Raw genomic sequence first — 13,640 nt, 5'->3', positions numbered from 1 at the left:
GGCTCTCGGTAAACTTGCTTTTTTTCATGTGACAGTTAAAATTTAAAGTTAGAAAATCTGAATTTTAAACTGTCCTATTTTTAGGGAAGGCTACAAAAAAGGGAAGGCTACACCAGGATAATCAGGTGCTATGAGATGATAATTATTAGAAAGTTCATTAATAAGTTCTGAATACATATATGACGATGATGGAAAACCATGTAAAAGGAGAATTGTTTCTTTGTTTTTATCTCCTGCTTCTCTATAGAAAACGGAGAGATTGTCAATATTGATAATTTTTGATGTTTGTTTATTCATTTTATTTTCAATTTTAAGAGCACTACTTTTTTCCGTTTTAGAACACGCGCTAAAAAGTAGACCTATGATTATTGTATAGATTAATGTTTTTATATTTATATTGCGTTGATGCTTCATTAAACTTAAAATTCAGCTTTTACTGATTTATTTCTTATAAATTCTAATAAGATTGAAGGCTCTAGCCTTGTCATATAGTCCTCTTCTATATGGACATATACTATTTCTCTATCCTTATTTATTACGTAAACAGCAGGTACAGGTAATTCGAAACTACTATTAGCATGAATTTCATCTAGATGTATTCCAAAATTGATATACTCTTGTTTTGATGCTTTGTCTAATTGAAATACAATTCCTATTTCTTTCATCAATTGAGCATTTACATCAGTAAGTACAGGAAAAGACAATGCATTCTTATGAGGGGTCTGGCTAGTACGTTCTATTCTTTCTGCACTAATACCTATTATATCCGTATTTAACTGATTAAAGTCTTCTCTTAACCTTTCATATTCCCGTAGTTCCATATTACAATACGGACACCATCCACCTCTGTAAAAATTTAGGATTAGATAATCTGTTTTTTGTAGTTCACTTAGAAGGACAGTACCTTCGTCAATATTTGTTAGTGGTACATCCGGAACTTTGTCTCCAATTTTAAGGGCTTTTTCTTTTAATCCGTTTTTTTTGATTTCATCAATACTGTTTTCAAAAACCTGAATTATTGATTGAGGCATGCGCTCTAAGGTTGCCTCTTTCATTTGTTTTAGTTGTTCTTTAAGACTCATATGTATCCTTTTTTATTTGATACAAAGATTTAAAAGAACAAGTATTAAATGAATATCTATTTGAGATTTTAGATAGTCAATATCTAACCGAGGTTTATTTTACCAGTTTTTTGTTGAAATTGATTTGGTGTAAAACCCGTGAACTTTTTAAAGAAACGAATGAAGTTAGAGGGCTCGTTAAAGCCCATTTTATAGGCAATCTCTTGAGAAGTGTATTTATTTTCAGAAATATTTCTTTTTATTTCTAACAATAGCCAACTATCTAAAAATTCTTTGGCGGTTTTTTGGCTTATTTCTTTACATATATCATTTAAATACTTGTAGGAAACAGATAACCTATTAGCATAATCATTTACATTATGAGTTTCCTTGTAATACTGCGTAATTAATTGTTTAAAAAGGATAAAGTTTTTAAAACGCTGACTTTTATAAATTTTATGTTGATAGATTGATAGACGTTTGATTTGAAATAGCAAAGCCATAAAAACGGAATTCACAATTTCGGCTTTTAGATTAGTGTTAGAGTCGTTTTGCAAATCTTTAAGGCTTTTTAAAAATGGATTCAACAGCATTAAATTTTCTTTAGCAATTAGGATGCTTGGTGAATGGTAAATGTGTAAAAAATGGAAAAGGTTTTTCTCGTTTAAATATTGTGTAATAAAATTTTCTTCAAATGAAATAACATAACCTTTTACGGTAAGCTCTTTGTTGAATGCATGTACTTGATCTTTTATTAGAGGAAGAACTGTACCAGGGGAAAGCGCTTCATTTTTAAAATCCACTTCATGCTTACTTACGCCTTCTGTTATTATAATAAGCGCATGGAATTCGATTCTATGTGGGTTAGATAAATCAAAATGAATCTTATCAAATTTATCATAGATTTCTTTAATTGAAAGAATTTCAAAAGGTATAGACTGATTAACAAACCGAGAAAAGTGGATATTTTCTATTTTATTTTTCATTAAAACGATTCAGATCGCAAATTAGCTACAACGGGCCTTGTTTATGGCGTGTGAGGCGTGCCCCACGGGGAGCCATCGTTTCGCCTCATTCGGTATAAGTGTGGTTGATGGCTTTAGCTTTTGCTTGTCGCTCCAGTTAAAGATAGGAAAAACATACGTTGGTTATATGGTGGAATGTACAAGGCCCATTGATGGCGATCAGCAAAAGGGGAGCGCACTGCGTGCGTGGTTTTGCATTCCCGAAGGGATATTGTCATCGGCTACCATGATTTACACCCAAGTCTCTCAACCCACCTTATTAAACGTAAGAAGTCCGATGGATGACTAAAAATTTGGAATAAGGCATCTTTTAAAAACAAAAAACCCCGTAAATCCATTGATTTGCAGGGTTTTTCTGTACTCGAGGCGGGACTTGAACCCGCACGGGCAAAATGCCCACAGGATTTTAAGTCCGGCGTGTCTACCAATTCCACCACTCGAGCAGGACTTGTATGTAAAAAAAAACTCCACCCGTGGTGACTGAGCGGAGTCGAAGTCGAGCGAAAAACGGGATTCGAACCCGCGACCTCCACCTTGGCAAGGTGATGCTCTACCAACTGAGCTATTTTCGCATTTTTAAAGAACGCTTCACTTTTCCCAAGCGCGGATGCAAATTTATAATATTTCTATTAAAATAAAAGAATTTTTTTAGGAAGATGCCTTTTTCTTTTTGCTCAACAACCGCTTGATCTCGTTCAGCTTCATCAATGCCTCCACAGGTGTCAGTGTATCAATGTCCAAGTGCAAAATTTCTTCCTTGATCTCTTCCAGTAAGGGGTCGTCCAAATTGAAAAAACTCAACTGCATCTCGTTTTGGGAAGCTTGCAGTTTGTCCGTCATCTCCTCGCTCGAGTGCGATTTTTCCAGTTTTTTAAGGATTTTGTTTGCCTTTTGAATCACCTGTTGCGGCATTCCCGCCATTTTGGCCACATGGATTCCAAAACTATGTTCGCTGCCTCCGGGCACCAATTTCCGTAAAAAAAGCACATTGTCTTCCAATTCCTTGACCGAAACGTTGTAGTTTTTGATGCGAGGAAAGGTGTTGGTCATTTCATTGAGCTCATGGTAATGTGTCGCAAACAGTGTTTTTGCCTTGGCCGGGTGCTCGTGCAAGTACTCGGAAATGGCCCAAGCGATGGAAATACCGTCATAGGTACTGGTACCACGACCTATTTCGTCCAAGAGCACCAAACTGCCTTCCGATAGGTTGTTCAAGATGGAGGCGGTCTCGTTCATTTCTACCATAAAGGTCGATTCGCCCATCGAAATATTGTCACTTGCCCCAACGCGGGTAAAAATTTTGTCTACCACGCCCAAACGGGCCTCGGCCGCAGGTACAAAACTGCCCATCTGGGCCAAGAGCACGATCAATGCGGTCTGACGCAAGAGCGCCGATTTACCGCTCATGTTCGGCCCCGTGATCATAATGATTTGTTGCTCTTCGCGGTTCAAAAGCACATCGTTGGTCACATAGGCATCACCAATGGGCAATTGCTTTTCGATGACGGGGTGCCTACCTTCCTTGATGTCAATAGAGGTTGAATCGTTTACGGTAGGCTCCACATAATGGTTCTCTTTGGCCAACTGCGCAAAGCCACAAAGACAATCCAATTGGGCAATCAGGTGTGCGTTTCGCTGTACGGGGGCAATGTACTCCTGCATCCATACCAATAACTGTTCAAAAAGCTGCTGTTCCAAATGGTAGATGCGTTCCTCGGCACCCAAGATTTTGGACTCGTATTCCTTTAGTTCTTCAGTGATGTAGCGTTCTGCATTCACTAAGGTTTGTTTGCGAATCCAACCCTCAGGAACCTTGTCCTTGTGGGTATTCCTAACTTCAATATAATATCCAAAAACGTTGTTGGAAGCGATTTTTAGGGAAGTGATACCGGTTTCCTTGGTTTCCCGTTCCAACATTTTATCCAAATAGTCCTTGCTGGAAAAAGCCAGTCCCCTCAATTCGTCCAGTTCTTCCGAATAACCCTCGGCGATGGTGTTGCCTTTGGCAATGTTCACCGGGGCCTCCTCATTGAGTACCTCTTTTATTTTGGATCGAAGGGCTTCGCAATCGTCTAAACTTTCCCCGATATGTTGTAGGGAGGCGTTGGAGCTGTTGAGGGCCAATTGTTTGATGGGCACCACCGCTTCCAAAGAGTTTTTGAGTTGGACCACTTCTTTGGGGTTGATCTTCCCCGTGGCCAATTTGGAGATCAAACGCTCCAGATCGCCCATCTGCTTAATGTGGCCCTGAATCCTGTTCAATTGGGACTCCTCGCTTTTTAAATGGGCGACCACTTCATGGCGTTGCCGAATCTTTTCCACATTTTTTAACGGCAGGGCCAACCATCTTTTTAACAGGCGTCCACCCATGGGGGACAGCGTCTTGTCGATAATGTCCAATAAGGTCACCGCATTCTGGTGTGCAGAATGATAGAGTTCCAGGTTACGAATGGTGAAACGGTCCATCCATACATATTCCTCCTCGGCAATGCGCTGTATGCTATTGATGTGCTGAAGACGGCTGTGTTGGGTCTCGGAGAGATAGTGCAGCACCGCCCCAGAGGCAATGATACCGTGGTTGAGATGGTCTACGCCAAAACCCTTTAGGGTTTTAGTGCCAAAATGTTGGTTCAAGCGTTCCTCGGCATAATCCTCTTGGAAAATCCAATCTTCCAAAAAGAAACTGTGAAAGTGCTTGCCAAAGCATTCCACAAAATCCTTTTTGTGGTTTTTGGAAACCAATACCTCATTGGGCGAAAAGTTTTGAAGCAGTTTGTCCACCTGTTCCACCGAACCTTCCGAACACAAATATTCCCCGGTAGAAATGTCCAAAAAGGAAACACCCAACTTGCTGCGCCCAAAATGGACGGCACATAAAAAGTTGTTGTTCTTGGCGGTGAGGATGTCATCGTTCAAGGCAACTCCGGGTGTCACCAATTCGGTGACGCCGCGCTTTACAATGCTTTTGGTCTGTTTGGGGTCTTCCAACTGATCGCAGATGGCCACGCGCTGTCCCGCTTTCACCAATTTGGGCAAATAGGTGTTTAGGGAGTGGTGCGGAAACCCGGCCAGTTCGGTCTTGTCCCCGCCATTGTTACGGTGGGTAAGGATAATGCCCAAAATTTTGGCGGCCTTTACCGCGTCCTCTCCAAAGGTTTCATAAAAGTCGCCCACACGGAACAGCAACAGCGCATCCGGGTGTTTTACCTTGATGGCATTGTACTGCTGCATTAACGGGGTAACCTTTGTATTCTTTTTCTTGGCTGCCAAAGCGATTTAATTCTGTTATTTTTGCCCTGCTTGGGAATTTATCATTACGGAATTCATTGTCACATCGAGCGCAGTCGAGATGTTATTGTCAATCTTTCGACTTCACCGAAGATGAAATCAAATAGGACCAAGCCATGTGTCTGCTGCAAACGAATATATAGTTTTCATCAGCCATCAAAAATTTTTGTTGATATTTTGACCCCAATGTTTAAAAAATGAGTCGAAAACTGGAAAATAGTGAGTTAAATCGGTTGGATGTGGATGGTTTCAAGGAAGCAAAAAAATCACCCATCATCATCATTTTGGACAATATCCGAAGTTTGAACAATATTGGCTCCGTATTCCGAACGGCCGATGCCTTTTTGGTCCAAAAGATTTATCTCTGTGGCATTACGGCCACCCCACCGCACAAGGATATTCGCAAAACGGCCTTGGGCGCCACCGAAAGCGTGGATTGGGAATACCGAAAGGACACTTTGGAGGTGGTGCGGGAACTTAAACAGCAAGGAGTACAAACTGTTGCTGTGGAGCAGGCGGAGAATGCTGTTATGTTGAACGATTTTGAGGTTGGCGCAACGAAAACCATTGCTTTGATTTTTGGAAATGAGGTGAAGGGGGTTTCACAGGAAGTGGTCAACGCTAGCGATACCGTTTTGGAAATTCCCCAGTTCGGGACCAAACATTCCCTGAATATTTCCGTGAGCGCGGGGGTAGTGGTATGGGATTTATGGTCCAAACAAAATGCCAAAAAATAAAAAAGGCCCTGCAAAACAGGGCCCTATGTAAAGTCTGAGTTAGTTAGTTTCTCAATTTGAGGGTGCTAATAAAATAAAACCATTCGTTATATCCAAACATTTTCTAAAAATTCTCTTAAAAGTTTGAGGAAAGGATGTGGTCTTCCAGTTTTTGTATGATGAATTCGTAATCCTCGGGGTGGCTAACAAAGTCGAGTTCGCCCACATCCAGAATAATACTGTTCTGTGTGGGGTTACTTTTGATAAAATCCAAATACCCACGATTGATCTTTTCCAAATATTCAGGGGCAATGTTTTGTTCATAATCGCGCCCCCTTTTCTTGATATTGGCCAACAACCGTTCGGTATTTTGGTAGAGATAGAGATAAATTTCAGGCTTTTTCACCTCCTTGTACATAAAACTAAAAACCTTTCGGTATAGGTTAAACTCCTCTTTTTGCAGGGTGACCTTGGCGAAAATCAGCGATTTAAAAATATCGTAGTCACTTACCATAAAATTCTTGAAAAGGTCGAACTGGGAGGTGTCATCCATAAACTGTTGATACCTATCCGCCAAAAAGGACATTTCCAGTGGAAAGGCATAGCGGGCCTGGTCCTCGTAGAATTTGGGCAAAAAAGGGTTGTCGGCAAAGCGTTCCAATACCAATTTGGCGTTGAAGTCATCCGAGATCATTTTGGACAAGGTGGTTTTTCCGGCACCAATGTTGCCTTCTATGGCGATGAGCTGTAGTTGTGAAAACAGCCCCGACCTGTCCTTGAACAGTTTGTGCTTTGTTTTGGTGAATTGGCTTCGATCACTACATTCTTGCAATAGGTTCCGCGTATCCTTGGACAGCACGGGGTGGTAAAATTGCGGGGCAATATCGGCCAAAGGTTTTAGAACAAAGTTCCGGTGCTGCATGTGGGGGTGGGGAACCACCAGATCATCATGGTTAATGACCTCCGACCCGTAATAAATAATGTCAATATCCAGTGTGCGGGAGCGGTACCCACCGCCTTCATTTCGGATTCGGCCGAAATCCCGTTCAATCTGTAAAATGGTATCCAGTAATTCCTTTGGTGGCAGGGGAGTCAAAACGGAAATGACAATGTTCAGGAAAGGTTCCCCGTCGAATCCGACCGCCGGGTTTTCGTAAACGGAGGAAATATCCAAGATGGAACCTGCCTTTTGCCGAATGCGAAAAATGGCCTTTTGGAGGTTCGCATGCCGATTTCCCAAATTGCTTCCCAATGAAAGATATACCTTTTGCTTTCTGCCCATAATCGAAGAAACAAAGTAAACAAAACATTCCTACATTGGTTATCTTTGATACGTATTAAATTTTTATTGCATGAAGTTTTTAAGAAACCTACTTGCCTCAATTTTGGGGAGCTTAATGGCCTTTATGATCATTGTGGGCATGTTCTTTATTTTTATGGCCTTGGTGGGCAGTGCGGATGATGGTGTTGTGGTCAAACGCAACTCGGTGTTGGAGATCAGTTTTATAACACCGATTTTGGACTATACGGGAAAGGATGCGAACGATCCCTTTGCCGAACTTTGGACAGCGGAGCTGGGATTGGATGAAATCTTACATGCCATAGAAGTTGCCAAAAACGATGACCATATTGAGGGCATAAGCATCACCACTGGATTTCTACAGGCAGGAATGGCCCAAGCCCGTGAAATACGCAACGCCCTAATCGATTTTAAATCTTCCGGAAAGTTCGTGGTGGCACATGCTGATGTGTATGCGCAGCGCGACTATTACTTGGCCAGTGCGGCAGATGAGGTGTACATTAATCCGGTAGGTGCGATGGACTTTAAGGGATTGGCCACCGAAGTGCTTTTTTATAAGGAATTGCAGGAAAAATCAGGAATCAAAATGGAGGTCATACGCCATGGAAAGTACAAAAGTGCGGTAGAGCCCTTTTTGTCCGACACCATGAGCGAGGAAAACCGTGCCCAGATAAAAGAGCTCATTTCTTCCATTTGGAACGTGATGGTCGACGATATTTCAGCATCCAGAAACCTTTCGCCTCAAGACCTGAACCAAATAGCCGATACTCTTGGAGGGCGGACCCCTGAATATGCCGTCGCTTCCGGACTTGTGGATGGCGCCCTGTACTTTGATGAATACGAAGACCTGATGAGGGAGAAAATCGGACTTTCCAAAGATGAGGACGTGGAATATGTTGGGTTGAGGGATTACATACAAAAGGCCAACAAACAGAAAATCCGAACAGGTTCCGATAAAATTGCCATTATTTATGCCCAGGGAGAAATTTTGGGAGGCGAAGGCGGAAAGGATTATGTTGGGCAAGGACTTATCGTGGATGCCCTCCACAAAGCAGTGGACAATGAGAGTGTAAAGGCGATTGTACTCCGAGTGGACTCTCCTGGTGGAAGTGCTCTCGTTTCCGATATCATTTGGAGAGAAATGCAATTGGCCAAACGAAAGAAGCCTGTAGTGGTCTCATTTGGAACCATTGCGGCCTCCGGAGGATATTATATTGGCGTAGGAGGGGACAAAATTTTTGCCGAGCCCACGACCATTACCGGATCTATAGGGGTTTTTGGAACCATTCCGAACGTCAACCAATTGGCGGAAAACGTTGGTATCAATGCCGAGCAGGTAGGTACCAACAAAAATTCAGTGGATTATTCCTTTTTTGAGCCCATGACGGATACCTTTAGGCAGGTCCTTGAAGAAAGTATCGAAGAGACTTATCAAACCTTTTTAGATCGCGTGTCCAAAGGCCGAAATATGACGGTGGAGCAAGTGGACCAAGTGGCACAGGGCAGGGTTTGGAGCGGAACTGATGCCAAGGCACTTGGCTTGGTAGATGAATTGGGAAGTTTGGACGATGCGGTCAAAGCCGCGGCAGAAATGGCTGGTCTGGAATCCTACGGGCTGCGCAAGTATCCTAAATACAAATCCGATTTTGAGCTGTTCATGGAAGATTTTGGTTCGGCCAAAACCAAGATCGGGGAATCCATCATACAAGAAGAAATTGGAACCGAGGCCTACCAAGTTTTAAAGGAGTTCAAGCAATTTACCAAACAAGAAGGCATTCAGGCCAAGATGCCCTTCAGTTTAAACATTAAGTAGATTTTCCAACCAAGGCTTAAGGGCTTTTCAAACACATATGACGCAAAAGGACAAGAAGTTAGCATTTTCCATATATCTGTATCTCGGGGCGTTGTTCATTACCTCACTGGTGGTGTCCAACCTTATTTTTCAAAAGTTTTTCTCGTGGAGCCCTTTTGGGGATGTGGAGGTATTTGGAGCTCCGCTTTTTGAGCTTTCGGTGGGTATTTTGCCGTATCCCATTACCTTTTTGATCACCGATTTAATTTCCGAGATCTACGGCCAAAAAAAGGCCAATCAGGTGGTGACAGCAGGAATCTTTGCGTCTTTCTTCTCTATGACCATTATTTTGGTGGCCAACTATTCCTTGGCCATTCCATCATCCCCGGTCGATGATACCACCTTTACCACGGTCTTTGGGTTGTCGCCATTGGGCGTTTTGGCTTCCATGCTGGCCTACTTGGGGGCGCAGTATATCGATATTACCATTTATCACTTCTGGAAGCGGCTTACCAATGGTCGCATGCTTTGGCTGCGGAACAACTTTTCTACATTTTCCTCCCAATTTATAGACACGTTCACGGTGGTTGGGCTGTTGTGCGTTTTTGGCGTGTTGCCGTGGGACAAGTTTTATGGACTGCTGATCAGTGGTTTTATTTTCAAGGTAATGATTGCCATTCTCGACACCCCTTTGCTCTATTTTTTCGTATATCTGATGCGAAAAAGATTTAACTTAAATATAGGGGAAGAAATTTCTTTGGATTGATACTTCTCCTTTAATTTGTTGTAAAACACCGAAGTATGAAGAAAAAAGTCCTAAAGATTACCTCCATAACCCTACTTGTCCTACTAGCGATCGTTATCGCCGTTCCCCTGTTTCTTCAAGGCAAAATTGAGGAGATTATCAAAACAAAAGTCAACAATAGCATCAACGCCACTTTTGATTTTGAGGATGCTGATTTGAGTTTGCTCCGAAGCTTTCCGGACGCGAATGTAAAGCTCGCCAATTTATCATTGGTCAACAAGGCTCCGTTTGAGGGCGATACCTTGTTTGCCTCATCGGAAATAGCACTTTCCATGTCCATCAAGGAGCTGTTCAAATCTGCGGAAGAACCTATTGAGATCAAAACACTGAACATCGATGGCGCAAAATTGCTCATCAAAGCAGATAAGGACGGCAATGCCAATTATGATATTACCAAGGAAAGCGGAGCGTCCACCGCGGCTACCACAGAAGCTTCCGGTGATAATTTTACGTTGAACCTGAACTCCTACGCCATTTCCAATGCAGAAATAGTGTACTGGGACATGGCCAGCGGGATGAGATTGGATATTTTGGAGATGAACCACTCGGGAACGGGGGACCTCTCTTTGGAGCAATCGGAGCTTAAAACTCTTACTGATGCTTTGGTGTCCTTTGAAATGAACAGTACCCAATACTTGAACAGGAACAAAATCAATTTGGACGCCTTGATCGGTATCGATCTCACCGAAAACAAGTATACTTTTTTGGAGAACAAGGCCTTGGTAAACCAGTTGCCCTTGGTATTCGAGGGCTTTGTAAAGGTCAACGAAGACAATCAGGAGGTGGACATTACTTTTGAGACACCCTCTTCCGACTTTAAGAACTTTTTGGCGGTGATTCCTGAGGCCTACGCTGCGAACATTGAAACCGTGCAGACGACAGGTAATTTTGAGGTAAACGGACAGTTTAAAGGGGTAGTGGACGATGAGCATATCCCAACCTTCAAAATTGCCATCAATTCGGAGAATGCATCCTTCAAATATCCCGATTTGCCCAAATCGGTTCGCAATGTGTACATCGATACGGAAATCAATAACGAAACAGGGATTACGGAAGATACCTATGTGGACATCAATCGCCTGTCTTTCCTGATAGACGAGGATAAATTCAATTTGAATGCCAATATCCGCGAGTTGTTGGGCAATACCAAAGTGAACGCCCACATGGACGGAAGAATCAATTTGGCCAATATTTCGCAGGCCTATCCCGTACCCGAAGATTTCAATTTAAAGGGCATTCTGAATGCGGACATTACCACGGCCTTCGATATGGCCTCTTTGGAGAACAAGCAATACCAGAATACCAGAACAACGGGAAAGGCGTCCCTTTCCGGATTTGAATATGCGTCAGAGGAACTTAAAAATCCTGTGACCATTAACACTGCGGCCGTTTCCTTTAATCCGGACAAGGTCTCCTTGGATTCCTTTACCGGTAAAACGGGCAGCACTGATTTTGAGGCCAAGGGAACATTGACCAATTTATTGGGCTTTATGTTCAATGATGAGAATGTGGAAGGAAACTTTACCTTGAACTCCAATAGGTTTGCCTTGAACGATTTTATGATGGAGGAAACCGCGGATAATACGGAACCTGAAAACGGGGAAAAGGAGACGGGTTCAACCACAACAGGGGAGGAGCGCATCAAAATACCGTCGTTTTTGGATTGTACCATCGATGCCGCTGCGAACACCGTGGTTTATGATAACCTGAATCTGAAGAACGTCAAAGGAACCTTGATCATCAAGGATGAGACGGCAACGGTAAAAAACTTGACTTCCGATTTGTTCGGGGGTACCTTGGGGCTTTCAGGGTCCGTTTCCACCAAACAAGAAACCGCTACCTTTGATATGAACCTGGGCATGAACAACTTTAACATTGGGGAGTCCTTTGCAGGGTTGGAATTATTGAAAACCTTGACTCCTTTGGCCACGGCAATTCAGGGTAAATTAAACTCGGATATTAAGATTTCGGGGAACTTGAAGGAAGACTTTACGCCAAACTTGGCCACCATATCAGGTAATTTGCTGGCAGAACTGCTTTCCCCAAAATTGGATGCCGAAAAGGCACCCTTGGTTTCGGCATTGGACAGTAAACTCAACTTTTTGGACACCAAGGAAATCAACTTGGATGGCCTTAAAACGGCATTGACCTTTGATAATGGAACGGTTAAAGTGAAGCCTTTTACCCTTACGTATAAGGACATTGCCATTGATGTGAACGGTAGCCACTCCTTCGACAAGCAAATGGATTACGCCGCAACCCTGAACGTGCCTGCCAAATATTTGGGCTCGGAGGTAAATAAGCTCATCGCACAATTGAACGACCAGAGTTTGGGAGAGGTCACCGTTCCCGTAACGGCTAACATTGGAGGGAACTTCACCAATCCATCCGTGAGTACCGACCTGACGTCCAGCGTAAAAACCTTGACTACCAAATTGGTGGAGATGCAAAAGCAGAAACTGATAGGTCAGGGTAAGGAAAAAGCCAAAGACCTATTGTCCGATGTCTTTAAAAAGGACGAATCCGATACCACCAACACTAAAAACGATGGGGTAAAGGATGTCATCGGCAATATTTTAGGCGGAAAAAAGGACACCACCACAACGGATTCTACAAAAGCCAAACAGGGTGATGAGGTAAAGGATGCTGCCAAATCCATTTTGGGCGGACTCCTCAAGAAAAAGAAAAAGGATACGGTGAATTAAAGAAAGTAGCCTATCTCAAAAGCGGATTATATGTCAGTTCGAGCGCAGTCGAGAACCTAGGATATACGGGTAATCAATAGGTTTCGCCTGCCTCTCTACTTCAGATGGACGCTCAACCGGACAAAATTCAGACATTGCCAATTTTTAGCCAGCTTTTTTTATGGGTTGATTTCGCTATCAATGGTTTTCAAAATCTCATCTATACTTTGCATCAAAGGATTGTAATGCACAGTTTCCGTTTTGATACTGGTGAGGATGAACATGAGCATATTGTTCTCAAATTCTTTCGACATTAGGAGGTTCCGGTTGCTTGTCCGGTCCGAACTTGGGGGAATTCCTAATTCATCGGAAACCCCAGTGAGGTCATACAGCGTTTTGATGCTGTTTTCTTCGCTGCGGAACATATCGAGTATCTTGTCCCGTTCATTGGCCAGCATCATTTCTTGTTTGGATATGTCCTCGATGTTGGAAATCCAATTGGTCAAAAGGATGCGCAGGCGCGGATTGGCGATATCCTTTAAACTTCCCGAATTGATCATTTCCATCAAAAGGGAATTGTTGGGATTGAACGAAATATCGAAGGCCAAGGCATTGTAAAGCAAATTGGCGAGCTCTTGCTCATTGGGCAGGTTCTCCGGGTCGACCATATAGACCAAGATTTTCTTCGAATCCTCATAGCTTTGCCTGTTGAAGGATATCAGTTCTTTTAATTTGGTCTGACTGGTCTCGAACTCATCTCGGAGTCCCATGAGGTAAATTTGCTCCTTTTCCCGTTTGATGCTTTGTTGATTGGCATTGTCGATGGCCAGTGCAATCAAAATTCCGATGACGACCAACACGATTTCACCAATGGCATACAGCAAGTAGTTGCTGACCTTTTTATCCGCAATGGATTTCTTTCGTATTCTTCTAAAGACTTTGAGCATGATCTGGTAAAAAACAGTGTCT

The 13,640-nt window shown here is 42.8% G+C and carries 10 protein-coding genes and 2 tRNA genes; 4 read left to right on the top strand and 8 right to left on the bottom strand.

Annotated features, from left to right (window positions below; genetic code table 11):
* Positions 1 to 90: 90 nt before the first annotated feature.
* From GGE08_RS12970 to mutS, 6 genes are all read right to left on the bottom strand, one after another.
* The gene (locus tag GGE08_RS12970) at positions 91 to 414 is read right to left on the bottom strand and encodes an alpha/beta fold hydrolase (protein WP_179385310.1); all 324 of its coding nucleotides are present in this window, start codon (positions 412 to 414) and stop codon (positions 91 to 93) included.
* A gap of 5 nt (positions 415 to 419) precedes the next feature.
* A complete protein-coding gene (locus GGE08_RS12965; protein ID WP_179385309.1) occupies positions 420 to 1,082 on the bottom strand; it encodes a peroxiredoxin-like family protein in 663 nt (220 codons plus the stop codon).
* Positions 1,083 to 1,165: 83 nt separating this feature from the next.
* Positions 1,166 to 2,047, bottom strand: a complete 882-nt coding sequence (locus GGE08_RS12960) for an AraC family transcriptional regulator (RefSeq protein WP_179385308.1) — start codon at positions 2,045 to 2,047, stop codon at positions 1,166 to 1,168.
* Positions 2,048 to 2,444: 397 nt separating this feature from the next.
* Positions 2,445 to 2,529: transfer RNA gene (locus GGE08_RS12955), tRNA-Leu, on the bottom strand.
* Positions 2,530 to 2,585: 56 nt separating this feature from the next.
* Positions 2,586 to 2,658: transfer RNA gene (locus GGE08_RS12950), tRNA-Gly, on the bottom strand.
* Positions 2,659 to 2,734: 76 nt separating this feature from the next.
* Entirely contained in the window at positions 2,735 to 5,317 is a 2,583-nt protein-coding gene (gene mutS, locus GGE08_RS12945; RefSeq protein ID WP_179385318.1) for a DNA mismatch repair protein MutS, read from the bottom strand.
* 254 nt (positions 5,318 to 5,571) lie between these two features.
* On the opposite strand from mutS, the gene GGE08_RS12940 reads away from it, so the two are divergent.
* Positions 5,572 to 6,111 carry an RNA methyltransferase gene (locus GGE08_RS12940; RefSeq protein ID WP_179385307.1) on the top strand — a complete coding sequence of 180 codons (540 nt, stop codon included), beginning with the start codon at positions 5,572 to 5,574 and terminating at the stop codon, positions 6,109 to 6,111.
* A gap of 115 nt (positions 6,112 to 6,226) precedes the next feature.
* Here GGE08_RS12940 and folK read toward each other — a convergent pair whose 3' ends face one another.
* The gene (gene folK / locus GGE08_RS12935) at positions 6,227 to 7,372 is read right to left on the bottom strand and encodes a 2-amino-4-hydroxy-6-hydroxymethyldihydropteridine diphosphokinase (RefSeq protein WP_179385306.1); all 1,146 of its coding nucleotides are present in this window, start codon (positions 7,370 to 7,372) and stop codon (positions 6,227 to 6,229) included.
* A gap of 70 nt (positions 7,373 to 7,442) precedes the next feature.
* Here folK and sppA point away from each other — a divergent pair, with 70 nt between their 5' ends.
* Genes sppA through GGE08_RS12920 form a run of 3 tightly spaced genes read left to right on the top strand, consistent with a single transcriptional unit; the run spans position 7,443 to position 12,692 of the window.
* Positions 7,443 to 9,203, top strand: a complete 1,761-nt coding sequence (gene sppA, locus GGE08_RS12930; RefSeq protein ID WP_179385305.1) for a signal peptide peptidase SppA — start codon at positions 7,443 to 7,445, stop codon at positions 9,201 to 9,203.
* A 37-nt stretch (positions 9,204 to 9,240) separates the two neighbouring features.
* Entirely contained in the window at positions 9,241 to 9,948 is a 708-nt protein-coding gene (locus tag GGE08_RS12925) for a queuosine precursor transporter (protein ID WP_179385304.1), read from the top strand.
* A 35-nt stretch (positions 9,949 to 9,983) separates the two neighbouring features.
* On the top strand, positions 9,984 to 12,692 hold the full coding sequence (locus tag GGE08_RS12920) for an AsmA-like C-terminal region-containing protein (RefSeq protein ID WP_179385303.1): 2,709 nt from the start codon (positions 9,984 to 9,986) through the stop codon (positions 12,690 to 12,692).
* Between the two features lie 158 nt (positions 12,693 to 12,850).
* Here GGE08_RS12920 and GGE08_RS12915 read toward each other — a convergent pair whose 3' ends face one another.
* Positions 12,851 to 13,618 carry a DUF6090 family protein gene (locus tag GGE08_RS12915; RefSeq protein ID WP_179385302.1) on the bottom strand — a complete coding sequence of 256 codons (768 nt, stop codon included), beginning with the start codon at positions 13,616 to 13,618 and terminating at the stop codon, positions 12,851 to 12,853.
* Positions 13,619 to 13,640 lie beyond the last annotated feature (22 nt).

The sequence above is a fragment of the Allomuricauda sp. ARW1Y1 genome (assembly GCF_013407935.1).
GTDB lineage: Bacteria > Bacteroidota > Bacteroidia > Flavobacteriales > Flavobacteriaceae > Flagellimonas.
The sequence above is the reverse complement of the archived record's forward strand: the minus strand, read 5'-3'. Positions and strand labels throughout refer to the sequence as shown.

What these genes read in the sequence shown, in the direction of transcription:
- sppA (WP_179385305.1), top strand. Translation starts at nt 7,443, where the DNA reads ATGAAGTTTTTAAGAAACCTACTTGCCTCAATTTTGGGGAGCTTAATG.
- mutS (WP_179385318.1), bottom strand. Translation starts at nt 5,317, where the DNA reads ATGCAGCAGTACAATGCCATCAAGGTAAAACACCCGGATGCGCTGTTG.
- GGE08_RS12960 (WP_179385308.1), bottom strand. Translation starts at nt 2,047, where the DNA reads ATGAAAAATAAAATAGAAAATATCCACTTTTCTCGGTTTGTTAATCAG.
- GGE08_RS12920 (WP_179385303.1), top strand. Translation starts at nt 9,984, where the DNA reads ATGAAGAAAAAAGTCCTAAAGATTACCTCCATAACCCTACTTGTCCTA.
- GGE08_RS12970 (WP_179385310.1), bottom strand. Translation starts at nt 414, where the DNA reads ATGAAGCATCAACGCAATATAAATATAAAAACATTAATCTATACAATA.
- folK (WP_179385306.1), bottom strand. Translation starts at nt 7,372, where the DNA reads ATGGGCAGAAAGCAAAAGGTATATCTTTCATTGGGAAGCAATTTGGGA.
- GGE08_RS12940 (WP_179385307.1), top strand. Translation starts at nt 5,572, where the DNA reads ATGAGTCGAAAACTGGAAAATAGTGAGTTAAATCGGTTGGATGTGGAT.
- GGE08_RS12915 (WP_179385302.1), bottom strand. Translation starts at nt 13,618, where the DNA reads ATGCTCAAAGTCTTTAGAAGAATACGAAAGAAATCCATTGCGGATAAA.
- GGE08_RS12965 (WP_179385309.1), bottom strand. Translation starts at nt 1,082, where the DNA reads ATGAGTCTTAAAGAACAACTAAAACAAATGAAAGAGGCAACCTTAGAG.
- GGE08_RS12925 (WP_179385304.1), top strand. Translation starts at nt 9,241, where the DNA reads ATGACGCAAAAGGACAAGAAGTTAGCATTTTCCATATATCTGTATCTC.